Origin of the sequence: Sinorhizobium chiapasense (assembly GCF_045277575.1) — a bacterium.
Classification (GTDB): domain Bacteria; phylum Pseudomonadota; class Alphaproteobacteria; order Rhizobiales; family Rhizobiaceae; genus Ensifer; species Ensifer chiapasense_A.
On record NZ_CP144206.1, the window covers coordinates 1,002,759 to 1,025,572 of the forward strand.

General features: G+C 62.9%; 22 protein-coding genes. 15 read left to right on the top strand and 7 right to left on the bottom strand.

Annotated features, from left to right (window positions below; translation table 11 throughout):
* The first annotated feature begins 38 nt into the window (after nucleotides 1–38).
* The 9 genes from QM996_RS23510 (at nucleotide 39) to QM996_RS23550 (ending at nucleotide 9,226) form a co-directional block, all read left to right on the top strand.
* Complete coding sequence (locus QM996_RS23510) at nucleotides 39–1,874, top strand: type I secretion system permease/ATPase (protein WP_334198778.1); 1,836 nt, start codon at nucleotides 39–41, stop codon at nucleotides 1,872–1,874.
* The gene (locus QM996_RS23515; RefSeq protein WP_334198431.1) at nucleotides 1,871–3,202 is read left to right on the top strand and encodes an HlyD family type I secretion periplasmic adaptor subunit; all 1,332 of its coding nucleotides are present in this window, start codon (nucleotides 1,871–1,873) and stop codon (nucleotides 3,200–3,202) included. Before QM996_RS23510 ends, QM996_RS23515 begins: the two co-directional genes overlap by 4 nt.
* A gap of 422 nt (nucleotides 3,203–3,624) precedes the next feature.
* Nucleotides 3,625–4,551, top strand: coding sequence for an amino acid ABC transporter permease (locus tag QM996_RS23520; protein WP_334198432.1), 927 nt, complete (start codon nucleotides 3,625–3,627; stop codon nucleotides 4,549–4,551).
* Nucleotides 4,548–5,312, top strand: a complete 765-nt coding sequence (locus QM996_RS23525; protein ID WP_334198433.1) for an amino acid ABC transporter ATP-binding protein — start codon at nucleotides 4,548–4,550, stop codon at nucleotides 5,310–5,312. The genes QM996_RS23520 and QM996_RS23525 overlap by 4 nt, the downstream gene beginning before the upstream one ends.
* Before the next feature lie 30 nt (nucleotides 5,313–5,342).
* On the top strand, nucleotides 5,343–6,203 hold the full coding sequence (locus QM996_RS23530) for an ABC transporter substrate-binding protein (protein WP_334198434.1): 861 nt from the start codon (nucleotides 5,343–5,345) through the stop codon (nucleotides 6,201–6,203).
* Nucleotides 6,204–6,226: 23 nt separating this feature from the next.
* Nucleotides 6,227–7,033, top strand: a complete 807-nt coding sequence (locus QM996_RS23535; protein WP_334198435.1) for a GntR family transcriptional regulator — start codon at nucleotides 6,227–6,229, stop codon at nucleotides 7,031–7,033.
* The gene (locus tag QM996_RS23540) at nucleotides 7,030–7,770 is read left to right on the top strand and encodes a BtpA/SgcQ family protein (RefSeq protein WP_334198436.1); all 741 of its coding nucleotides are present in this window, start codon (nucleotides 7,030–7,032) and stop codon (nucleotides 7,768–7,770) included. Before QM996_RS23535 ends, QM996_RS23540 begins: the two co-directional genes overlap by 4 nt.
* Nucleotides 7,767–8,285 carry an ureidoglycolate lyase gene (locus QM996_RS23545; protein WP_334198437.1) on the top strand — a complete coding sequence of 173 codons (519 nt, stop codon included), beginning with the start codon at nucleotides 7,767–7,769 and terminating at the stop codon, nucleotides 8,283–8,285. The genes QM996_RS23540 and QM996_RS23545 overlap by 4 nt, the downstream gene beginning before the upstream one ends.
* On the top strand, nucleotides 8,282–9,226 hold the full coding sequence (locus QM996_RS23550) for a carbohydrate kinase family protein (RefSeq protein ID WP_334198438.1): 945 nt from the start codon (nucleotides 8,282–8,284) through the stop codon (nucleotides 9,224–9,226). The genes QM996_RS23545 and QM996_RS23550 overlap by 4 nt, the downstream gene beginning before the upstream one ends.
* Before the next feature lie 163 nt (nucleotides 9,227–9,389).
* Here the strand turns inward: QM996_RS23550 and QM996_RS23555 are convergent, their stop codons facing one another.
* The 4 genes from QM996_RS23555 to QM996_RS23570 all read right to left on the bottom strand — a co-directional run bounded on the left by QM996_RS23555 (nucleotide 9,390) and on the right by QM996_RS23570 (nucleotide 14,269).
* Nucleotides 9,390–10,442 carry a sugar phosphate isomerase/epimerase family protein gene (locus QM996_RS23555; protein ID WP_334198439.1) on the bottom strand — a complete coding sequence of 351 codons (1,053 nt, stop codon included), beginning with the start codon at nucleotides 10,440–10,442 and terminating at the stop codon, nucleotides 9,390–9,392.
* A gap of 196 nt (nucleotides 10,443–10,638) precedes the next feature.
* Entirely contained in the window at nucleotides 10,639–11,592 is a 954-nt protein-coding gene (locus tag QM996_RS23560) for a substrate-binding domain-containing protein (protein WP_334198440.1), read from the bottom strand.
* Nucleotides 11,593–11,655: 63 nt separating this feature from the next.
* Nucleotides 11,656–12,666, bottom strand: coding sequence for an ABC transporter permease (locus tag QM996_RS23565; RefSeq protein ID WP_334198779.1), 1,011 nt, complete (start codon nucleotides 12,664–12,666; stop codon nucleotides 11,656–11,658).
* A gap of 76 nt (nucleotides 12,667–12,742) precedes the next feature.
* A complete protein-coding gene (locus QM996_RS23570; protein ID WP_334198441.1) occupies nucleotides 12,743–14,269 on the bottom strand; it encodes a sugar ABC transporter ATP-binding protein in 1,527 nt (508 codons plus the stop codon).
* A 165-nt stretch (nucleotides 14,270–14,434) separates the two neighbouring features.
* Here QM996_RS23570 and QM996_RS23575 point away from each other — a divergent pair, with 165 nt between their 5' ends.
* Nucleotides 14,435–15,457, top strand: coding sequence for a LacI family DNA-binding transcriptional regulator (locus QM996_RS23575; protein ID WP_334198442.1), 1,023 nt, complete (start codon nucleotides 14,435–14,437; stop codon nucleotides 15,455–15,457).
* 58 nt (nucleotides 15,458–15,515) lie between these two features.
* Here the strand turns inward: QM996_RS23575 and QM996_RS23580 are convergent, their stop codons facing one another.
* Nucleotides 15,516–16,436 (bottom strand): LysR family transcriptional regulator, encoded by a 921-nt coding sequence (locus QM996_RS23580; RefSeq protein ID WP_334198443.1) that lies wholly within the window; start codon nucleotides 16,434–16,436, stop codon nucleotides 15,516–15,518.
* Between the two features lie 179 nt (nucleotides 16,437–16,615).
* Between QM996_RS23580 and uraD the strand changes: the two genes are divergently transcribed.
* The 5 genes from uraD (at nucleotide 16,616) to QM996_RS23605 (ending at nucleotide 20,809) form a co-directional block, all read left to right on the top strand.
* Nucleotides 16,616–17,155: a 2-oxo-4-hydroxy-4-carboxy-5-ureidoimidazoline decarboxylase gene (gene uraD, locus QM996_RS23585; protein ID WP_334198444.1), complete on the top strand. Its 540-nt coding sequence runs from the start codon at nucleotides 16,616–16,618 to the stop codon at nucleotides 17,153–17,155.
* Between the two features lie 43 nt (nucleotides 17,156–17,198).
* Nucleotides 17,199–18,542, top strand: a complete 1,344-nt coding sequence (locus tag QM996_RS23590) for an MFS transporter (protein WP_334198445.1) — start codon at nucleotides 17,199–17,201, stop codon at nucleotides 18,540–18,542.
* A gap of 250 nt (nucleotides 18,543–18,792) precedes the next feature.
* Entirely contained in the window at nucleotides 18,793–19,323 is a 531-nt protein-coding gene (locus tag QM996_RS23595; RefSeq protein WP_334198446.1) for a sigma-70 family RNA polymerase sigma factor, read from the top strand.
* Nucleotides 19,316–20,077, top strand: coding sequence for an anti-sigma factor family protein (locus tag QM996_RS23600; RefSeq protein ID WP_334198447.1), 762 nt, complete (start codon nucleotides 19,316–19,318; stop codon nucleotides 20,075–20,077). Before QM996_RS23595 ends, QM996_RS23600 begins: the two co-directional genes overlap by 8 nt.
* Before the next feature lie 15 nt (nucleotides 20,078–20,092).
* A complete protein-coding gene (locus tag QM996_RS23605; protein WP_334198448.1) occupies nucleotides 20,093–20,809 on the top strand; it encodes a Bax inhibitor-1/YccA family protein in 717 nt (238 codons plus the stop codon).
* Nucleotides 20,810–21,162: 353 nt separating this feature from the next.
* On the opposite strand, the gene QM996_RS23610 is transcribed toward QM996_RS23605, so the two are convergent.
* Complete coding sequence (locus QM996_RS23610; protein ID WP_500270486.1) at nucleotides 21,163–22,242, bottom strand: type 1 periplasmic-binding domain-containing protein; 1,080 nt, start codon at nucleotides 22,240–22,242, stop codon at nucleotides 21,163–21,165.
* A 148-nt stretch (nucleotides 22,243–22,390) separates the two neighbouring features.
* Nucleotides 22,391–22,756: a hypothetical protein gene (locus QM996_RS23615; RefSeq protein WP_334198450.1), complete on the bottom strand. Its 366-nt coding sequence runs from the start codon at nucleotides 22,754–22,756 to the stop codon at nucleotides 22,391–22,393.
* Nucleotides 22,757–22,814: the final 58 nt, after the last annotated feature.

The following is a 22,814-nucleotide window of genomic DNA, read 5'->3' on the forward strand; positions in this document are numbered from 1 at the left end:
TGGGCTCTGCCGGACGCACATAGTCAGAGATGCAAATGATGAAAACCAGCCAACAGCGCCCTGCCCTGCAAGTTGTGATGAAGGAAGCCAGCCGCGCCATCCGGCCCCTTATCTGCTTCAGTGCTGGCATCAACGTGCTGATGCTGACCGGCGCGATCTACATGCTCCAAGTCTACCATCGCGTGTTGTCCAGCCACAGCCTGGAAACGCTGACGATGCTGTCGCTGATGGCGGCAGGCGCCCTCGCCGCAATGGCCGGGCTGGAGATCGTGCGCGGGCGCCTGCTCGCCATGGTCGGATCCTGGATGAACGCGCGGTTGGCGCCGGTGCTCCTTACAGCAGCGGTAGAATATGCCGCCTCAGCACCCGGTCAGGTCAATGCCCGTCCATTGCGCGACCTGGATCAAGTGCGGAATTTCTTCACCAGCCCGAGCATCTTCCCGATCCTTGACGCGCCCTGGGCGCCGCTGTTCTTCGGCGCCATATTCCTCATGCACCCTTGGCTCGGTTGGTTGGCGCTCGGCGGCGGGATCGTCCTGTTCGCGTTGGCATTGCTCAATGAATACCTCACACGCAAGCCGTTGACCGAGGCGCAAAGCGCCCAGTCGCGCGCCTACGTGCAGGCCGAGGCGACCATCCGCAATGCGGAGGTCGTGCAGGCGATGGGTATGCTAAAGCCGCTGCTGGAGGGGTGGAAGGCACAGCAGGATGAGGCAAACCAGGGACAGGTTCTCGCCGCCAACCGTGGCGGCGTAATCGCGGCCATTGCGCGGTGTCACCGGTTGGCCTTGCAGATGGCGATCCTGGGCCTTGGGGCCTATCTCGTCCTCCGCAACGAGGCCTCGCCGGGCATCATGATCTCCGCCTCGATTCTCATGGGGCGCGCGTTGTCCCCGGTCGAGCAGGCGATCGGCACCTGGAAGGCGACGGTCGGGGCGCGGGCAGCTTACCGCCGTCTCGCCGCAGTTGCCGGTAAGCACCTGGAGGCCACAACGGTTCTGCCGCTCCCGCGGCCGAAGGGTAGATTTGAGGCCGAGAACCTCATGCTCGCCCGGCAAGGCGGCGAACATATCCTGAAAGGGATCAGCTTCCAGCTCAAACCGGGCGAGGTCATGGCGTTGGTCGGCCCAAGTGCAGCCGGCAAGACGAGCTTAGCGCGGATACTGGCCGGTGCCTGGCGCCCATCCGGGGGACGCGCTTTGCTGGATGGCATGGACGTCGCCCAATGGGCGGCGGAGGACCGTGGCCGCTATGTCGGTTACTTGCCGCAGGACATCGAACTCTTCGCCGGCACGGTCGCCGAGAACATCTGCCGCTTCGCGAAGCTCGATGCGGCGGTCTTCAACAATGTGGTCAAAGCCGCGCAGTTGGCGGGCGTTCACGAACTGATCAAGGGCTTGCCGAAAGGCTACTCTACCGAGATCGGCGAGTCCGGCGCTGCACTCTCAGGTGGCCAACGTCAACGCATCGGGTTGGCGAGAGCACTCTACGGCGACCCGGCACTTCTTATCTTGGACGAGCCAAATTCCAACCTCGATCGCGAAGGTGAGGAGGCATTGATCAGAGCCCTCAGCACGATCAAGGCGACAGGCACGACGATCATCCTGATCGCACACCGGCCGAGCGTCATGGAAAAGGTTGACAAGATACTCGTTCTCAACCGGGGCCAGCAAGATCTCTTCGGTCCGCGTGACCATGTCTTCAACGAACTCGCCCGGCGCAGCCGCGAGGTGGTTCAGGTCCCGACCGTAGCGGCGAACCAGGACCGCGCCCCCGGTGCGGCACGTCAATTCGCCGTCCGAAGCCTTGTCGTCGGAGGTGTCTCAGGAACGGATGCAGGCGCTGCACAACCATCGGAGCGGAAACAGATATGACCGTTGTGCCGTTACCCGCCCCGCCGCCTTCGATACCTCAGCCGCTACCCTTGCGTCTCGCGGGCGTGACCTGGGCCGGGTTCACGATCATGCTCCTCTTCTTCGGTGCGGCAGGAGGGTGGGCGGCGTTTGCACCTTTAGACAGCGCGGCAGTGGCACCGGGCGTTGTCAAGGTCGCTGGCGACCGCAAGCTCATCCAGCATCTCGAGGGCGGCATCATCGCGGAGTTGAACGCCGCCAACGGTGACATCGTCAAGGCCGGCAAGGTTCTCGTTCGGCTCGATGACACGCAGGCAAAGGCTCAACTGGACCTAGTTCGGAACCGGATTGCAACGCGTGAGGCCCTCGCCGCCCGACTCAGGGCGGAGCGCGACGGCAAGGCCGAGATCGATTTTGATCCGTCGCTCCTCGACAACACTGCGACTGCCGCTAAGGACGCGGTGGCCACTCAGCGCGACGTGTTCGCGGCCAAGCGCCGCAATTTGCGTGACGAGCGGTTCATTCTCGGACAGCGCCGCCACCAGGCCGAGGAGGAGATAACGGGACTGGAGGCACTCGTTGCGACCGAGGACAGGCAGATCCAGGCGCTCGAAGGAGAAACCAAGGATCTTGAGGCTCTGCTCAGGAAGGCTCTGACGACCCGCGAGCGGAACCTGTTGCTCAGACGGCAACAGCGGGAGATCGAGGGAGAGCGCGCCACCAATATCGCAGCGATCGCTCGTGCCAGAAGCGCCATGGCCGAGATTGACGCGCAGATCCTGAACCTCAACACCGTGCGGCTGAAAGAGGCTGTCGAGGATTTGAGCAAGGTCGAGGCGGAACTGTTCGACCTCAAACAGCAGGAGCGTTCCGCCAACGACGTGCTTGCCCGCACCGATGTCGTCGCGCCGGTCGACGGCATCGTCATGGATCTGAAGGTCCACACCGCCGGCGGCGTCGTGAAACCCGGCGAAACGTTGATGACGGTGGTCCCGCTCGGGCAGCAACTCGTGATCGAGGCCATGGTCAAGCCGGAGGATGTCGAGACGATCGCCCCCGGTCAGCCGGCACGTGTCAGCTTCCCGGCCTTCGCTCGCTACAATCTGCCGCCACTCGACGGCACCGTGGGGATCGTATCGGCGGACCGCATGGTGGAGGAACGCAGCGGGGCGCCATACTTCGCCGCCACCGTGTTGATTGACAAGAGCGAGCTCGCCAAGCTCGAAGGCCGCAAACTGTTGCCCGGCATGACAAGCGAGGCGATGATCCGGACGGGTGCACGCACCGTGCTTGCCTACCTTGCCGAGCCGCTCACGCAGAACTTGCGTCGGGCGCTGCGGGAAAAATAGGCAAGAGTGAATCCCACTGGGCGGAAGAGCATGGCCGGCCGATCGCGCCCTGCTGCCATCAGCGTGAGGCTGGGCATAGCACCGGCAGCGTGCGAGACGTTTCAGGTCTCGCTCATCACGGGCGCGCCCACTGCCCGATATGGCAACGCCTATAGAGCACTCCGGTCTTGTCGATTCTCACTGCCGCGGTCGGCGAGATTCGGCCGAAATATCAAGAGTTTCAGAAGCGGATCGCTCTCACCTGGCCCGCCGTAGCCGCGGCGGGCATTTTGAGAATGCCGCCATTCGCAGCGGTTGGCTTCCAATCCTGTAGCGTGTTCAGCCCGAATATGCGCAGCGAGAAATATTCTCCGGATGCCCGCTTGACTCCCTCCTAGGCGTGCCTCTATCAAGTTGTAGGCCTAACCCTACAAGCGGATGCCATGCACCACTCTCAGTCACCCTCAGCGTCCGCGCTGTCCCTCGCCGACCTTCCTGGTCCAGACGTCGCCATCCGTCGCTTGCGCCACCCGGGACGGTGGATCAGTGGCGGCCTTGTCATCCTGCTGCTTGCCGTGATCGGACGCGCTTTCGCGGTCGGACAGATCCAGTGGACTGTGGTCGGAGAGTTCCTGACGGCGGGCGTCATCGTCACCGGGTTTGGCTGGACACTCCTGATCTCCGCCTGCGCCTTGGTGCTCGGCGTCTTGCTGGGTTTCGCTTTCGGCATCATGCGGCTGTCGGAAAACCCGATCCTGCGCTTTGCCGCATGGCTCTATGTCTGGGTGTTCCGTGGCACGCCGGTGCTGCTGCAGCTTCTCATCTGGTTCAACATCGCGCTGGTCTTTCCGAGGCTCTACATTCCCGGTCTCGTCGATGCCCGTATGGTCGATGTGGTGACGCCCTTCGTCGCCGCCGTCCTCGGCCTCGGCGTCAACGAAGGGTCCTATCTGACGGAGGTCGTTCGCGGGGGCATCGCTTCGGTCGACAGGGGCCAGAAGGAAGCAGCCCATACGCTCGGCATGACACCCGGTCAGACAATGCGGCGTATCATTCTGCCTCAGACCCTGCGGCTTATCCTGCCGGTGCTCGGCAACAGTGCGATCGGCATGCTCAAGTTCTCCTCGCTTGCCGCCACCATCGCCATGGGCGAGATGCTGAACGCGGCGCAGCGCATCTACTTCATCAACGGCGCCGTTATCGAGCTCCTGTTCGTCTGCGCCGTCTGGTACCTGGCCGGCACCACCGTTCTCTCGATAGGCCAATATTATCTTGAGCGTCATTTCGGCCGCGACGCCGCAGCGACCACCAGCGATCGCCGCTGGTTCAAGGGATGGGCGCGGCGTCCCGCCGTGGCGGGTGAAGCATGAGCCTCGCAGTCAAGGCGGTCGGTATCCGCAAGAGTTTTGGCAGCCACGAGGTCCTGAAGGGCCTCGACCTGGACGTTGCCTATGGCGAGGTGCTCTGCATCCTCGGGCCCTCGGGTAGCGGCAAGAGCACGTTCCTGCGCTGTATCAACCACTTGGAGACGCCGGATGGCGGCTATGTCTGGGTGGACGGCGCGATCATGGGTTACGAGCTCAGCCGCGGCGCCCTTCAGGAATTGCCGGTCAAGCGGCTGCGCGCCCAGCAAAGCCAGCTCGGCATGGTGTTTCAGCATTTCAATCTTTTCGCGCACCGCACTGTGCTCGGTAATGTCATCGAAGGGCCGATGGTGGTGCGCGGCCTGAGCCGCAGCGAGGCCGAGACCCGCGCCATGGGCTTGCTGGAGCAGGTCGGCATGGCCGCCAAGGCGTCAAGTTATCCGTCGCAGCTTTCGGGCGGCCAGAAGCAGCGGGTGGCCATCGCCCGCGCGCTCGCCATGGAGCCGCGCGTGATGTTGTTCGACGAGCCGACCAGCGCGCTCGATCCGGAACTTGTCGGCGAGGTGCTGGAGGTAATGCGCAATCTCGCGCGCGGCGGCACGACGATGATCGTCGTCACCCACGAGATCGGTTTTGCCCGCGAGGTCGCCGAGCGCGTCGTCGTGATGATCGACGGCGAAATCCGCGAAAATGGCGCGCCCCAGCAAGTTCTGAGCAACCCCGGCGATCCGCGCGTGCGGAGCTTCCTCAGCCGGGTGCTGGCCTGATGAAAAGAGTTCAATAAAGGGAGAACAGGAATGAAACGAATGCTGCCGATGGTTCTGGGGCTTGCCTCTGCCACGTTCATCAGCCTTGCCGCGGGGAGCTTTGCGCGTGCAGCCGACGAGAAACTGGTCGCCGCACTGCCGGATGCCGTGCGCGATGTCGGCAAGTTGAATGTCACGATCAGCCTCGCCTATCCGCCGATGGAATATAGCGATGCCGGCTCGACGGAGCTGAAAGGCTTCGACATCGATCTTGCGAAGGCAATCGCCGAGCGGCTCGGGCTGACGGCTGAGTTCCAGAACGTCGAGTTCCCGCAACTGATCCCGCAGGTCGTCACCGGTCGTTCGGACCTGATCATGACCGCCTTCTCCGACAAGGTAGAGCGCCAAACGCAGCTCGACTTCATCGACTACTTCAAGACCGGCAACGTCTTTTACTCGACCGCCGATCACCAGGGCGAGATCAAGGCCGAAGCCGATCTCTGCGGCAAGACGGTCGCGGTCGCGACGGGCACGAGCTGGGTCACCTGGGCGGAAGATGTCGGAAAGGCCAATTGCGCGCCGGACAAGTTGATCACCGTCATCCAGATCCCGACCCAGGCCGAGCACATCATGCAGATCCGCCAGGGCCGCGCTCAGGCCTCCGTCATCGGTCTCGAAGGATTGCTCGACCTGATGAAGCAGGAGCCGGACAAGTTCTACCAGATCGGCGACGTCGGCGATGCCAACCACTACGGCATCGCGTTCGCCAAGGCGAACGGGCAACTGCGCGATGCGGTCAAGGGCGCGCTCGACGCGATGAAGGCCGATGGCACTTATGCACAGATCCTCGACCACTATGGCTTGAAACAGGCTGCGGTCGAAGAGTTCAAGATAAACGGAGCCACGAAGTAACGAGAAACGCGCCGGAGCCTGCCTTGACCCATACTTCCATGTCAGACGCCTCAACCGCAGCGGGTGAACGCCCGGACGATCGACTGTCCAGGCTGCGCCTCGATCTCTATTCGAGCGAGCAGCTCTACCGGCAGCTCTATCGGGCGCTGCGCGCTGCGATCCTCAGCGGCGATTTCTCCGAAGGCGAAGCCATTCCCTCGGAGAACCAGTTGCGCGACCAGTTCGGGATTGCCCGAACCACCGTGCGCAACGCGATGGCGCTATTGGTGTCGGAAGGGCTGGTCCAACAGGTTCGCGGCCGCGGCACGATCGTGTCGCACCGGCCGATCAGCCACAACATCTGGAACTTCGGCAGTTTCACGGAGCTTGCCCGCAGACAGGGCCAGCGTCCGGTGACGCGGGTGCTGGAACACCGGGTGGAGAACGGCGAACTCTTGCTGGTGCGCGCCCGCGGGCTTGCCAACGACGACAGCGTGACATGGCTGAACGTCGACACGTCCGAGCTCGACCTCGCCCTCTATCCGGGCATCGAGCGTTACGATTTCGCGGAGCAATCTCTCTACGAGGTTTTGCGCCGCGACTATGACCGCCACCCCTTGCGCTCGGAATTGCTGCTGACCGTCGTGCCTGCCTCCGATCGTCTCAAGGAGGTCTTCGCCCCGGCGCCAGACGTGCCGGGCTACCTTTGCGCCAGCGGGGATGTGCTCGATGCCGACGACCGTTTGGTCGAGCGCACGTCGATCGTCTACTCGCCGGCGGTCCAGATGAAATTCGCAACGCGCTGGGGCCGCGAGACTGCGCCACACAGCGCGCAGGAGAACAAGACATGAGCCGCTTCGGCGACACCTTCACGACCCAAAAGCCCATCCTCGGCATGTTGCACCTTGCTGGCGACGGCCCGGCCGCCAAACTCGCCCAGGCCGAGGAAGAGGCCCGCATCATGGCAGGCGAAGGTGTGGACGGACTGGTCGTCGAGAACTATTTCGGCGATGCCGAGGATGTTGAGCGGGTGCTGGAGCGGCTTTTCGGCCTCGACCTCGGGACCCGCATCGGCGTCAACGTTCTGCGGGACGACGCGCGCGCTTTCGTGCTCGCCAGAAGGTACCCCGTTTCCTTCATCCAGGTAGATTCCGTCGCCGGCCACCTGCCGCCGGATGCGGACGAACCCTTCGCAGCCGCCCTTGCCGCACGACGCGAAGGCGTTTCCGCACTGTTGCTGGGTGGCGTCCGGTTCAAATACCAGCCGGTTCTGTCCGGGCGGCCGGAATCGGAAGACGTGCGCATCGGCGCGGCGCGCTGCGACGGCCTGGTGGTGACCTCCAACGCAACGGGCCAGCCGACTGACATGGAGAAGGTGGAGCGCTTCCGCGCCGCGACCGGCGGAACGACACCGCTCTTGATCGGCGCTGGCCTCACCGAAGCCAATGCCGCGGAGCAACTGGCAAAGGCCGATGGCGCCGTCGTGGGTAGCTGGTTCAAGCACGACCATAAGGACACAGGCCGCGTCGAGGCCGCCCATGTCGCTGGGCTGATGCGTGTCGTGCGCGCGATCAGGAGTGCCGCATGACCGCCGCCGACACGGTCCTGGCCCAGCCAGTCACGGCCGAGAATTTTTCCCGATACGGCAAGGTCTACGACCTGACCGGCGACGCAGACCCCAAGGCGATCTGGACCGCCGGCGACGGCTGGCATGACGGCTTTACGAAGACACCTTTGATCGACGGTCGCGGCCATCTCGGCGTCACCCGCGGCGGCAGCGCGCCGTGGCACTGCCGCGCAATGGAGCGGCATCCACAAACCGAAGAGGCGATCTTCTGCCTCGCCCAAGCGGTAATTCTCGCGGTAGCACCGGCCTCGGATGGCGCCGCGCCGCATCGCGATGACATCGAAGCCTTCGTAGTCATGCCCGGGCAGGTCGTGGTGATGAAACGCAACGTCTGGCACGATGCCTGCCGGGGTGTTTCCGGCGCTGCGCCCTATTACTGGATGGCCGTTTGCGGCCTCGGCGAGAGCCCATGGGTGCCAGTTTCCGGCGGCTCGAAGCTGGTGCAAGCCGTTCCAGGCGAAGGACCAATCGCATGACAAGCTTCTTCATCGGCGACGTGGCCCTCGACGAATACTACACCACCGATCGCTGGCCGGGCCGCGCCGACAAGGGCATGGTCAAGGAGTTACCGGCCGAAGCCGGCGGCTCCATTGCCAATGCCGCCGTCGTACATGCTGGACTTGGCGGCGAGACGCAGTTCATCTCGCTGCTCAACGATAGCTCCCTATCGCAACGACTGATCGCCGATTTGAAGGAGAACGGGGTCGGTGTCGACCACATGCTGATCGATCCGGCCATTCCGGAATCGAGGAACTTCATCTTTCTCGTCGATGGCGAACATGTCGTTCTGACGGTGGAGATGGGCGAGCAGCCGATGTGGCTCGACGCAGCCGCTCTCGGGGCGCTGCGCCAACCAGGCTTTCTCTACACGACACTCTATCGTGTGCGCCGTCTCCATGCGCGGACGGATCAAGGGGTCCTCAAACAAGCCGACCTTCTTGCAGATCTGCGCCAACACGGCCGACGCGTCATCTTCGATCTCGATGTCGGCGGCTGCTTGCCGGAAGATATGCCTTACCTCACCGGTGCCGCGGTCGTCATCTTTAACCAGGTCGGTTTCCGTGCCGCCTTCGGTCACGACGAAATCACTATCATCGGCGACTGGATGCAGGAGCACAATATCGACTGGGCCGTCCGCACCCTCGCCGCGGATGGCGCCGAGGCCAGTAACGGCGACACCGTTCTTCGCCTACCCGGTTTTCCGGTTGACGTTGTTGACGTTACCGGCGCCGGCGACACGTTTGGAGGCGCATTGACCTGGTGCTTGTCGCAAGGTCAGACCATCGAAGAAGCGCTGGACTTCTCCGTCGCCGCCGCCTCTCGCTCCGTCACCATCCACGGCCCGCGGGCCGGCAGGGCAAATTCCGAGGAGATCCGCCGCTGGCTCAAGGAAGAACGGCGGACGAGGATGCGGTGAACCACGGCATCAGATCGGGTCGTCCGTTCGGGATCTAATTGCATCCGGCCCTTTCCGCCTTGTGCACGCAGCCAGCCGGAGCGGCTTTGAGCCGCCCCTGGGCAGGGACGGCCTCAAGCGCAGGACGGAAAAGTACTCTCAAGCGCTGCCACAAGGAAAAGCCTCAGATCCCCAGCATGCGCCGATTCGCCGCCTCGTCGGTGCCGCCGCCGGCGAAATCGTCGAAGGCCTTCTCGGTGACGCGGATGATGTGGTGCCTGACGAAGTCGGCACCCTCGCGCGCGCCATCCTCCGGGTGCTTCAGCGCGCACTCCCATTCGACCACCGCCCAGCCGGCAAAGTCGTTGGCCGCCATCTTCGAGAACACCGCGCCGAAATCCACTTGGCCGTCGCCGAGCGAGCGGAAGCGGCCGGCGCGGTTGACCCAGCCCTGATAGCCGCCATAGACGCCCTGCCGTCCGGTCGGGTTGAACTCCGCATCCTTGACGTGGAACATGCGGATGCGGTCCTTGTAGATGTCGATGTTGTCGAGATAATCGAGGCACTGCAGCACGTAGTGCGACGGGTCGTAGAGCATGCAGGCGCGGGCATGGTTGCCGGTGCGCTGCCAAAACATCTCGTAGGTGATGCCGTCGTGCAGGTCCTCGCCCGGATGGATCTCGTAGCAGATGTCGACGCCGCAGTCCTCAGCATGATCGAGGATCGGCTTCCAGCGCTTCGCCAGCTCGTCGAAGGCGGTCTCGACGAGACCGGCCGGCCGCTGCGGCCAGGGATAGACGAAGGGCCAGGCGAGCGCGCCGGAGAAGCTTGCCATCGCATTCAAGCCCAGGTTCTTCGAGGCCGTCAGCGCCAGCTTCACCTGCTCGACCGCCCATTGCTGCCGTGCCTTGGGATTGCCGCGCACCTCCGTGGCGGCAAAACCGTCGAAGGCCTCGTCATAGGCCGGGTGCACGGCCACGAGCTGGCCTTGCAGATGCGTCGACAGTTCCGTCACCTCGACGCCGTTTTCGCGCGCCGTGCCGGCGAACTCGTCGCAATAGGCCTTCGAGCTCGCCGCCTTCTTCAGGTCGATCAGCCGTCCATCCCAGCTCGGGACCTGCACGCCCTTGTAACCGCAATCGGCCGCCCATTTGGTGATCGCGTCCCAGGAATTGAACGGCGCCGCATCGCCGGCAAATTGCGCAAGAAAGAGCCCTGGCCCCTTGATGGTCTTCATGTCTCGTTCTCCGTTGAAGTTTTGCCGGACGATTGGAAGGCGTCTCCAGAGCCCCCTGGGGCCCAGACGACGGTGTTTTCCAGACGGGCCGGCCAGGTAGCGCAGGTGGCCTGTTGTGCTCATGCGCAGATAGAAGTCGATGCATATTGGTGGCGGCCCGCGCCAATTGCGGGCCGCCCGTTGCTTCAGCTCCGGATCAGAATGGCGAATCCGGGAAGTAGAAGTCCTTCGCATTGTCCTTGGTCACCAGCGTTGCGTCGATCGTGTAGACGCCACGGACCGGAACCTGACCGTAGAAGTTGGCGACGGTCATCTCGAGCGCCGTCCCGACCATCGCCGGCGGATAGAGCACGTCGACCGGGATCATCTTGTCGCCGTCCATGACTTTCTTGATCATCTCCTTCGAGCCGGCGCCGGCGACGACATACTGGATGTCGGTACGCTTTGCCTGCTCGATGGCCTGCAGCACGCCGACGGCCATGTCGTCGTCCTGGCACCAGACGACGTCGATCTTCGGGTACTTGGTCAGATAGTCCTGCATGACCTTGAAGGCATCGTCGCGGTTCCAGTTGCCGTACTGTCGGTCGAGAACCTTGACGTCCGACCCGTCGATGCCCTTGTCGAAGCCGTCCTGGCGCTGCTGGTCAATCGGGATCGGCAGGCCGCGGATGACGACGACTTCAGCATCCGGTGTCGTTGCCTTGATGTATTCGCCCGCGACCTGGCCAAGCGCCGGGTTGTTGCCGGCGACATAGAGATCGCGCACGGAGTTGTCGTTGACACTCGGCGCACGGTCGACGAGCGCGACGAAGGTCCCCTTGCCCTTCACTTCCTTGATGGCATTGACGAGCGGATCCGGATCGGTCGGCAGGATCACGAGAGCGTCGATGCCCTGTGTCTCGAGGTCCTGCACGGCGTTGGCCTGGCTTGCCGGATCGGGTGAAGTCTTGACGATGACGTTGAGCCCCGGATTGCGCTCCATCAGGATCTTGGCGACCCGCTCGGCATGGAAGACCACGCCGGCCGTCCAGCCATGATCGGCTGCCGGGATCGACACACCGATCGTGACCTTCTTTTCCTCCTGCGCGTGCGACACGCCAGCAAGTGCTGTCATGGCCGCGAGGGTCAGGCCGAATAGCTTACTACGCATTAAGTTCCTCCCAAATGTCAGGTCAGCCTGTTGTAGGCCGGGAGACCTGTGGACCCGGCCGTCTCACGATTTCCGCACCAGCGAGCGCTGGACGAGCATCGCAATGATGATGATCGCGCCCTGGATGGCGCCGATCAGGTATTCGCTGATGAAGTTGGAAAGCAGCATGATGTTGCCGACCAGCTCGAGGATGAACGCGCCACAGATCGTGCCCCAGACGCGACCGGCGCCGCCTTTGAGCGCCGTGCCGCCGACGACGACGGCGGTGATCGCCTGCAACTCCCAAAGGATGCCGGTCGTCGCCGACGTCGAGCCGAGTCGCGGCACATAGAGGAGGACGGCGGCTGCCACGCACAGCCCCTGGATCACGAAGGCGACGGTGCGGACGCGGTTGACGGAAATGCCTGAGTAGCGCGCAACGTCGCGATTGGAGCCGACGGCGACGACGTGCCGGCCGTAGCGCGTACGGTAAAGGATGAAGGCCGCTACGGCAGTCACCGCGAGGATGACGACGATCGGAACGGGAACGCCGAAGATGGTGCCGAAGTAGGCGGGCCGATATATCTCCTGGAGTTCCGGTTCCTTGAGAGTGATCGCGCCGCCTTGCGACAGCCAGGTCGTCAGTCCCCGATAGATGCCCATCGTGCCGAGCGTCGCGATGAAGGGCTCGATCTTGCCGACTGTGGTGATCAGACCGTTGGTGAGACCACAAAGCGCGCCGGCGACGATGGTGAACAGGACCGCCGCCAGAAGCATGAGCGCCGGATCGGCAATCACGCCGGAGTTCATGAAGAGGATCATCAGGCTGGCGATGAAGGCGACCATCGCCCCGACCGACAGGTCGAGATCGCCCGACGAAATCACGAAGGTGGCGCCGACCGCGATGATGGCGATGAAGGCGCTGCGGGTGGCGACGTTGGCGAGGTTGTTGATGCTGATGAAATTGGGATTGACCAGCGCCCCCACCAACAGGAGCAGCGCCAACGCGACGAATGGCGCCACAGCCCTGAGATCGATGTCACGCCAGCTGCGGCGGCGAATTACGCCCTGACTGCCTTCCTCGTTTACGCTCATATCCAATTGAACCTCCGTCCCATCTGTCGGGAATCTTATTGTTCTCGGCATCTGCGCGGCATGCGCCGCCGCGACCTCAGGCCGCCGTTTTCTTCTTCAAGCCTGCGGCGTAGCGCATGATCTCCTGCTCGGAGATCTCGTCGCCCTCGAGGATGCCGGCGATGTGGCCCTCGCGCATGACGACCACGCGACTGCAGAGGCCGATGACCTCGGGCATCTCCGACGAAACGACGATGATCGAGCGACCGTCGCGGGCGAGCGCCGAGATGAAGTGATAGATCTGCTGCTTGGTGCCGACATCGATGCCGCGCGTCGGCTCATCGATGATGATGATGCTTGGATCGGTCTCCATGACCTTGGCAAGCAGCAGCTTCTGCTGATTGCCGCCCGACATGCGCCCGGCAATGACGCTGTCATCGCGGACGCGGATGTCGAAACGGCGGCGCGCCTTGACGAGCGCCGCTTCTTCGCTTCCGGGATCAAGGTAGCCGAGCCGGGTGTGCCGGTCGAGCGATTGCAGCGTCAGGTTCGCCATCATGCCGGCATCGAGCAACAGGCCTTTCGCCTTCCGGTCCTTGGTCATGTAGGCGAGACCGGCATTGTTGACCGCGTGCACGTCGCCGGATGAAACCGGCTGGCCACGAACGAAAACCTCGCCGGCCAGACGGGGACGCAATCCGACGATCGCCTCCATCAATTCCGTCCGCCCCGAGCCGATCATGCCGGAAAAACCGAGGATTTCGCCGCGGCGAACCTCGAAGCTCGCATCGCGGACATATCCGGTCGAAAGCCCGTTGACCCGCAGCACGACCTCCTCGTCGATGTCCGGTTCGGTCTTGGCCGGATAGAGGCTCGACAGTTCCCGGCCGACCATCAACTGGGCGATCGCTTCGCCATCGAGGATCGAGGTCGGCGATGTCTTGATCCATTGCCCGTCGCGCAGCACCGTCACCCGATCGGTGAGTTCCATGACCTCGTCAAGCTTGTGCGACACGAAGACGAAGCTCGTTCCCTTGTCACGCAGTTTGCGCACCAGCCGGAACAGGAAGTTAGTCTCCTCCCGAGAAAGCACGGCGGTCGGCTCGTCCATGAAGACGACACGCGCGTCACGGCTGATGGCCTTGGCAATCTCCACCATCTGTTTTTCGGCGATCGACAGCGAGCCGACCATCGCATTCTCGTCGACGTGAGAACCGAGCAGATCGAGAACGCGGCGTGTTTCCGCGCGCATGAACTTGCGGTCGAGCACGCCGAACCTTGTCACCTCGCGGCCGAGAAACAGGCTCTCGGTGACGGTGAGATGTTCGGCAAGATTGAATTCCTGATGGATGATGACGATGCCGAGCGCTTCGGCCGCACCGTTTGCCGGAAGTTTCACCGACTTGCCGTCGAGCAGGATCTCGCCCGAGGTCGGTTGCTCGAAGCCGGACAATATCTTGACGAGCGTGGATTTGCCGGCGCCATTCTCGCCCATCAGCGCGTGGATTTCGCCCTGGCGCAGCTCGAAATCGACGCTGAAAAGCACCTGCACGCCGCTGAAGGATTTGCTGATGCGGCGCGCCGACAGCACGACGGGAGCCCCGTCGACAACCTCCGTGGTCATATTCCCCTCCCCTGCGGCCTCCACCGCCATTTTCCATGATGTAAACCTTTACATCGGCCAGTGTAAAGGTTTACATCATGCTTGTTCGACAATTTTTTCGGCTTGCGCGTTTGACCGCCCGGCAAGTCTGTGTAGTGTCTCGCAACAAAACTCGAGGCCAGCCGCGTGTCCGATTCCACCCCCGCAACCATCGAAGACGTCGCACGGATCGCCGAAGTGTCGATCGCGACGGTGTCGCGGGCCATTCACATGCCGGAGAAGGTTGCCAAGTCCACGCGGCTGAAGGTCAATCAGGCCATCGCGCTGACGGGCTACACCACCAACGCGATGGCGCGCAGCCTGAGGCTCGGCCGGTCGAACATGATATTGGTCGTGGCCCCCGATATCGGCGACCCGAATTTCTCCAGCATTCTCGTCGGCCTCGAAAACGAAGCGCGCGCCCATGGCTACGGCGTGCTGATCGGGCATACCCAGAATGATGCCCAACGTGGATTGGAGTATCTGAAGTTCTTCAATTCGAACCAGGCGGCCGGCTTGATCCTGTTTACCGGCATTCTTCCTTTCGGCCATCAGGAGGTGACGCCGCGCCTGCCGCCGACCGTCGGCGTTTTCGAGCCCGTCTTTAACGGAGGCATTCCCTATGTCGGCGTCGACGACATCGAAGGTGCGCGCAAGGCCGTCGATCTTCTCATTTCCGAGGGGCATCGACGGATCGCATTCATCGGAGACTCCCATACGCGCCTGGCCTATAGCCGTCGTCGGTCAGGGTACGAGGCCGGGCTTGCTGCGGCCGGCATCCCCCCGAACCGCCGCCTTATCCTCGACGGCGACGGAACCGTGGAAAGCGGCAGGCTGGCGCTGGAACGGCTCTTCATGCGCGACGATCTTCCGACCGCCTTCATGTGCGTCAATGATCAGACTGCCCTTGGTGTCGCTCTCGGCCTCAAGGCGCGCGGCTACGACATACCGGATCACTTTTCGGTCACCGGCTTCGATGACGTCCCGCAAGCCAGTTTCATGACCCCTTCCCTGAGCACGATCCGCCAGCCACGCACCGCCATCGGCAAGCACGCGATGGCACTGCTTCTCGAAATGCTTTCGGACCGTACCCCCTCCGAAACGGAGATCCTGCTGAGGCCCGACCTGGTGGTCCGCAACTCTGTTGGGCCGCCGCCGACACGGCGATAAAGGATTTGGGCACGAGTGCCAGGCTAATCGGAGAGCGGCGACCTCCTGATCCGGAAATCTAGGTGGCGATCCTGTTGCGCGCCTGCATGATGATTTCACGCAGCCACCGATGCATCGGCGAATGATGCGAGCGGTCGTGCCATAGCATGTGGAAGACCATCTGCGGGAACTCGATCGGCGGCTGGCGGACGACAAGCGGCAGAAGACCCGCAAAGTAGTTGGCGAAATGGCGGCTGGTCGAGAAGATCAGGTCCGACTGCAGCAAGAGGTACGGTGCGGTCGTGAAATAGGAGAGCGCGACGGTGCGCGCGCGGCTGACGCGCAGGCTCGACAGATGGGTTTCGACAACGCCGCGATGGGCCATCGAATAGGCAACCGGTACGATATGGGCCGCTGCCAGATAGTCGGCTTCGCTGAACGTCCCCTGCGCCAACGGATGGGTCTCCCGCATCAGGCAAACGATGTCGTCCTGCAGGAGGATGGAGCGCTTGAGATAGGCCGGGGGAGACGGCCAGTTGCCGATGACGACATCGACATCGCCCCGGGCAAGCGCTCCCTCAAAGTCGAAATCGGGACCGAGCGCCCGTATCACGAGGCTCGCACTCGGCGCCTTGCGCCTGATCTGGTCGACGATCTCCGAGAGGAAGACCGGCGCCATGTAATCTGGCGAGGCGATCGTGAAGCTGTGATTACTTGACGAAGCGTCAAATGGCGCCGTCGCGTCGACCAAGCCTGTGAGATCGGCCAACAGGGCCTGAGCGCGCGGCAAGATCGCCAGCGCGCGCTCCGTCGGCACCATTCCGTCGCGGCCGCGCACAAGCAATTGGTCGGAAAAGATTTCGCGCAGCTTTCCGAGCGCCAGACTGACCGCCGGCTGGGATTGCTCGAGCTTGACGGCCGCGCGCGTCACACTGCCCTCGGCCATGAGCGCGCAGAATACCCTTAGGAGATGTGCGTCAACGGTATCTTCTTTCGACATCTGCTTTTCAGGATAGCCAACAAAATTCGACAGGGCGAGCCGGCCAAGAGGTCAACACCAGCTTTTATTCGTCTGGCTAATAGTGGGTATTTGCCCGCCCGCGTTGACCAAATCGGGCCGGCCGAGCACGGTTTGCACAGAAAGCGCCGCGATGCGGTGGCTGAATTTCAGGGCAAGTCATGCTTGATATCGATGCGATCAACCACATGGACTGCGACGAGTTCGTCGCATACCTCGGTCCTGTTTTCGAGAATTCGCCTTGGGTGGCGCAGTGCAGCTGGCAGAAGCGGCCATTCGCCGACATCGAGGCTTTGCATACCGTGATGTTCAGCCAGATCCTGGCGCGAGACACGGCGTCCAAGGTCGAATTCCTGGGCGCACATCCGGATCTTGCCGGCAAGGAGGCCAAGCAGGGCCGGATGACCGCGGCATCGACCATCGAACAGGGAACGGCCGGGCTCGACAACCTGGTTAGCCACGAGATGGCGCTGATCGACGATCTGAACCGGCGCTATCGCGCCCGGCACGGCTTTCCGTTCATCGTCTGCGTTCGCCACTACACCAAGGCGGGCATCTTCGCCGAATTCAAGCATCGCATCGGACGGGAGACCGATGCCGAGCTTGCGGAAGCACTGCGGCAGATCGCCAACATCAGCCGCTATCGACTGGGCGCCCTCGTCAAGGAGGAGGCGCGGGAGGTTATCACGCCGGCCGCATAGCGGCCGGTATCCTGAAATGGACTTATACGGGAGGTAGTCCACAATGGCATCGGCAGCACCTGCGGGGCACAGAGGCGGCTCACCAGCCGCGAACCCCGAAAAACTGGAGTCCGTCTACCGCAAGGTGACATGGCGGCTCCTTCCCTTCCTGATGTTCCTGTGGATCCTGGCATGGATCGACCGGGTCAATGTTGGTTTTGCGAAGCTCACCATGCTGCAGGACCTGCAGTTCAGCGAAACCGTTTACGGCCTCGGTGCCGGCATCTTCTTTCTCGGCTATTTCTTCTTCGAAGTGCCGAGCAACATGTGGCTCGAACGGATCGGTGCCCGCGCCACGATCGCCCGCATCACCATCGGCTGGGGCATCATCTGCGTGCTGATGATGTTCGTCACCCAACCCTGGCAGTTCTACACGCTGCGCTTCCTGCTTGGCGTGTTCGAGGCCGGCTTCTACCCCGGCATCATCCTCTACCTCACCTATTGGTATCCGTCGCTGCGTCGCGCCAGGGCCTTCGGCCTGTTCATGTCCGCCTCGGCACTTGCTGGCGTCATTGGCGGGCCGCTGGCAGGCACGATCATGACCCAGCTCGGCGGCGCCAACGGCTGGGCCGGCTGGCAGTGGGTGTTCTTGCTCGAAGGCGTCCCGTCGATCCTCGCCGGTATTGCCACCATCTTTTACCTGACCGACAAGCCTGAGAAGGCGCATTGGCTGACCTCGGAGGAAAAGGCCCTGCTCATTCAGGACATCGAGCAGGACAAGAAGGCGCTCGGCCATCGTGAGCACAGCGTGCTCAAGGCGCTGAAGAACCCGACCGTATGGAAGTTCATCGCCATTTATTTCTGTATCATCATGGCGAATTCGACTCTGACCTTCTTCGGCCCCTCCGTGGTGCGTGAAGTCGGTTTCTCAAGCCCGGCCACGGTCGGCTGGATCATGGCTGCCATCTATCTCGGCGGTGCTGCCGGCATGATCCTGAATGGCATGCATTCCGATCGTACGTCGGAGGTGCGCTACCACTGCGCCTTCGCGGCACTTGCGGGTGCCACCGGCCTCATGGTCCTGGGCTTTGTCCTTCCGGTCAGCCCTGCCCTATCGCTCGCTGCTCTGGGGCTGGCGATCGTCGGCACCATGTCCGCAATCCCAGTCTTTTGGCAGATGCCGAACCATTGTCTGGCGGGTTCCGCGGCAGCAGTCGGCATCGCGCTGATCAACTCTGTCGCGAACCTCGCCGGCTTCGGCGCCCCCTATCTCATGGGCTACCTGAAGGACACGACCGGCGTCATGACCCACGGCCTGTGGCTGGTGGCGGCCGTCGAGGCGCTGACCTTCGTGCTGATCGTCGGCTTCGTCAGCAAGGTCAGCCGGCAGACGCAGCAGCCTGCATAGAACGGGCCCGAGAATACCCCGCGTTGCGGGCTCTGACAGGACGAGAATAGTATCGGACCATCGCGCCTCTGCACGGTGGTCCGATACTGCATCCGGGCGCGTGGGCACGAAAGAGCCCGACGGGGCAAGGCGTTTCGGGAGGCCCAAGCCACCAGCGCGCGGAGCCAAGCCCTGAAGGCGCCGCTCAGATTTTTTAAGTTTTTTTTCAACGCAATGGATGAGAAGCCGTCGCCACTCCGTATATGCGGGTATGGATTCGAAAAAGGGCGCCTTTGACGTTATTGGGCAGTTGGCTGCGCTGAGGCGCTATGCGCGTTCACTTGCGCGCAATTCGCCGGACGCCGAGGATCTCATTCACGATGCATTGGTGAGAGCCTATGAGCGACGCTCGACGTTCCGCTCTGGGGAAAGCCTTAGAAACTGGCTCTTCGCCATCGTTCGCAACACGCATATCGACCGCGTGCGATCCGCGATCTCTCGCGGCCAGCGTGACGACCAGACGGCGCAGGAAGCTGCATCATCCTACCCGGCCCACCAGGAACATAGCGTACGGCTGGCTCAGGTCCGCGAAGCGTTCATGATGCTTCCCGAAGAGCAGCGCGAAGCGCTGCATCTCGTTGCGGTCGAGGACCTCTCCTATCAAGAGGCTGCCAACATACTCGATATTCCCGTCGGGACTCTGATGTCGCGTGTCTCCCGTGCAAGAGCGAGCCTGAGAGATTTCGAGAGCGGAACGAAAAGGCCCAACCACCTGAGGCTTGTCGGAGGCGATCATGACTGACGTGGACGCGATTATCGATACCGATCTCGATGCCTATGTGGATAACCAGCTCGATGCGGCGGGGCGGCTGCGGGTTGAGACCTGGCTCGCCAGGAATCCGGATGCAGCGGCGCGTGTCATGGCCGACCTCGGCATGCGAACCACGCTCAAGCTGGCGATGACGTCGGATGTCGTTGCCGCACGCCCCGAGACGCGCGAGGCCGCCCGCCGCCTTTCGTCGGGACTGGCGAATGCGCGCGTGTGGAACGCCATGCAAAAGGTCGCCGCAGTCGGGTTGATGGTTTCGGTGGGGTGGATTGCCCATTCGTCCGTCGGCCCGAGCGAAGTCAATGCCTCGGCCCATCCGCCGGCTTTCGTGGAGCATGCGATCCGCGCGCATCAGACCGCGCTGGTCAGAGCGGGAATGCCGTCACAACCGGAAGCGCAGACCTACGACCCGGACGACATTCGTGCGGCGACCGCCATCGTCATGCCGGAGCTTCCGAAGGATTGGAACGTCGTCGATGTCCAGGTCTTCCCCTCGGATTTCGGTCCTAGTGTCGAGACGAGCGTCAAGACCGATGCTGGCGCAGTCATATCACTCTTCGCCGGCAGGCCGGGGTACTTCGCGGTCGAGCCTGTGAAGGACCTCAATCTCTCCAGTGCCGAGGCTGCGTGGTGGCAGGTCGGCGAGGTCGCCTATGCCGTCGTCTCAAGTACGCCTGGCATCGGCCTCAGCGATGAGGCCGAGCTACTCAAAAGCTCACTTTACTGAACTGAGGAAACCTACATGTATTCGAACCAGAACCGCTTCGGCGGCATGAGCCAGGCTTCTGCCGCTGCCCTCGACGAGGGCCTTCGCCAGCATATGCTGCGCGTCTACAACTATATGGGCCTCGGCCTCGTCGTCACGGGCCTTGTGGCCTTCATCGTCGGCACCACGCCGGCGCTCTATGTGCCGATCTTCTCGACCCCGCTGAAGTGGGTGGTGATGCTGGCTCCGCTGGCCTTCGTTTTCTTTTTTTCCTTCAAGATGCATTCGATGTCTGCGTCGTCAGCGCAGATGATCTTCTGGGCTTTCTGCGCCGTCATGGGGCTGTCGCTCGCCTCTGTCTTTCTCGTCTTCACCGGAGCCAGCATCGCCCGCACCTTTTTCATCGCCGCCACCATGTTTGGTGCGACGAGCCTCTACGGCTATGTGACGAAACGAGACCTGGCGAAGTTCGGTTCGTTCCTGATCATGGGCCTGATTGGCGTGATGATCGCCTCGATCGTCAACATCTTCCTCGGCTCGAGCGCTCTTCAGTTTGCCGTTTCGGTGATCGGTATCGTCGTCTTCGTCGGCCTGACCGCCTGGGACACGCAGAACATCAAGGAACAGTACGCCGACAATTTCGACCAGGAATCGCAACAGAAGCTCGCGGTTTTCGGCGCCCTGTCGCTCTATCTGAACTTCGTCAACATCTTCCAGCTGCTGCTGAATTTCACCGGCGAGCGCGAAGGGTGATTGTCGTGGGTATGGGGCCGATCGCCCCACGCCGGCGGGCCCTATTCCTTGGTGACATGGACATCCGCCGAACCAGCGCGAAAGCGTGAGCTTCGGCGGCTGTCCTACGATGTCGTCCCGCTGGACGGCCGCAACACTGGCAAGATCAGGGTCAGGGCGCTGCAAATGGTTGCGTGAGCAGGCCAACGCGACGGCATCGGCGACGATCATTACTCATCGCAGTCCGGGATGACCGCGGAGCGACTGTGGCTTGTCCCTGCTGGCCCGCAACAGTCGCACCGCCATCAGCTACACGCACGCGTCGCCGCCGCACCAACAGCCGATGAGCACAGCTTTGGGGCAGCGCTCGCGCTTCAGAACGAACGTGGCGCTGGATCCAGCAGCTTCACGCTCCCGGAGGTGACCTGGTAGATCGCGCAGGTTCGCTCAACGGAGCCGTTCCCCTCGAAGCGGAAGGCTGCCGCCGCGCCGATGAAGCCATTTGGAGACCGAAGGCTCTCCTGCGTGATGGCGGCTTCGCCCTGGCTGCGCACGAGGCCGGCAGCAAGCGCGATCACATCGAAGCCATAGGCAGCATCGGTGCCGGCGGCCCGCTCGTACCGATCGAGATAGCGCGACGTCATGCGAGAACCGTTTTCCGGTCCGAACAGGCAGAGATGGCTTCCCGAAAGTTCGGGGCGCTTGTAAGCGGCATTCTCCCATCCGGAGCTGCCGACGACCATCGCGTTCGGTTTCAGATAGCCGTTGGCCTTGAGTTGCGACAAAGCGCCGACATCTGGCTCGCCCGAACCGATCAGTAGCACACCATCAGTATCTTTCAGCTTGGCCTTGGAGGCCGCGTCGCCGGTGAATGCCGTGGCGCCCGTCACGGCGACGAGCGCCGGCTTGATGCCATATCCGGCAAGCCCGCGATCAAGCCTTTGTCGCTCGGCGGCGGAAACGTCGCTCGGCAGGAGCACGACGAGCCGCTTGCGGCCGGACGCCACCGCATAGGATGCCCCCTCGACGGCGCTGTCGACGCGGTCGGACACGAAAGCGAATGTTCCCGCTGGCCGCTCGGCGCCGTTGCCGCGCAGGACCAGAAGCGGCGCGCGAGACGCGCCGAGCCCCTGGCGCACGATGCTGACGGGCACGTCGGCGACAGACAGCGCGACGAGCGCGACATTCTGACCGGCAAGCCGCTTTGCCGCCTCCTGGATCTGCTGTGGCGAACCGTCGGTGTTTTCGACCAGCAACGAGAGCTGGCCGCCGCCGACCTCATCGATTGCGAGCGCCGCGCCGTCCCGGATATCACGTTCGCGCACCGTTTCGCCCGACGGCGCCATCAGAGCCGTGATGAGTGCGATGCGTGTCGCCCCGCTGCCGAAGGTCTCCTGTGGTTTCACGGCGTGTTCGGCCGCGCGCCGCGCGTGTCTCGCCTGTGGCGATTCCACGTCGAGAACGTCCTGGGGCGTGGGTGCGCCCTGGCAGCCCGCAAGTGTGCCGAGCGCGAGGACGCCAAGGGCCAGCCACCGCCGACAGGACGACGCCCGCCTCGTCGGTGAAACGACAGGGTGGGACATGACGATCAAACCGCCAGCCTCAATTCATGTAATTCCGCATCTTGGTGTAGAAGCAATCGCACTTGGCGATGTAGTCCTCGTCGCGCCAGTTGGATTGCAGGTAACCATAGGCCTTGCCGCAGGCAACCTTGGTTTCGGACGCCCATACGAAAGCCGGCCGCGTCGATGAGATCCAGTGCGGATCGTCGGCGACAGCGATCGCCTCGTCCATGCGCGAAACGACCTCCTTGGTCAATGTCGCGACATCCTGGTCAACGGTGAGCGAGGATTGGCTGGCTTCGGCGCACTGCCGCGCGGCCGGCGCATAATCGACGATGAGATCGGCCGCGAAACCTGAAACGGGCATAAGAGCGACCATCGCCCCCACCAGCATGCTTCTGATCATGAAAAGATTCCCCCTGGAAATGCGGTTCCCGGATGATTACCGAGAACCGCTGAGCTGT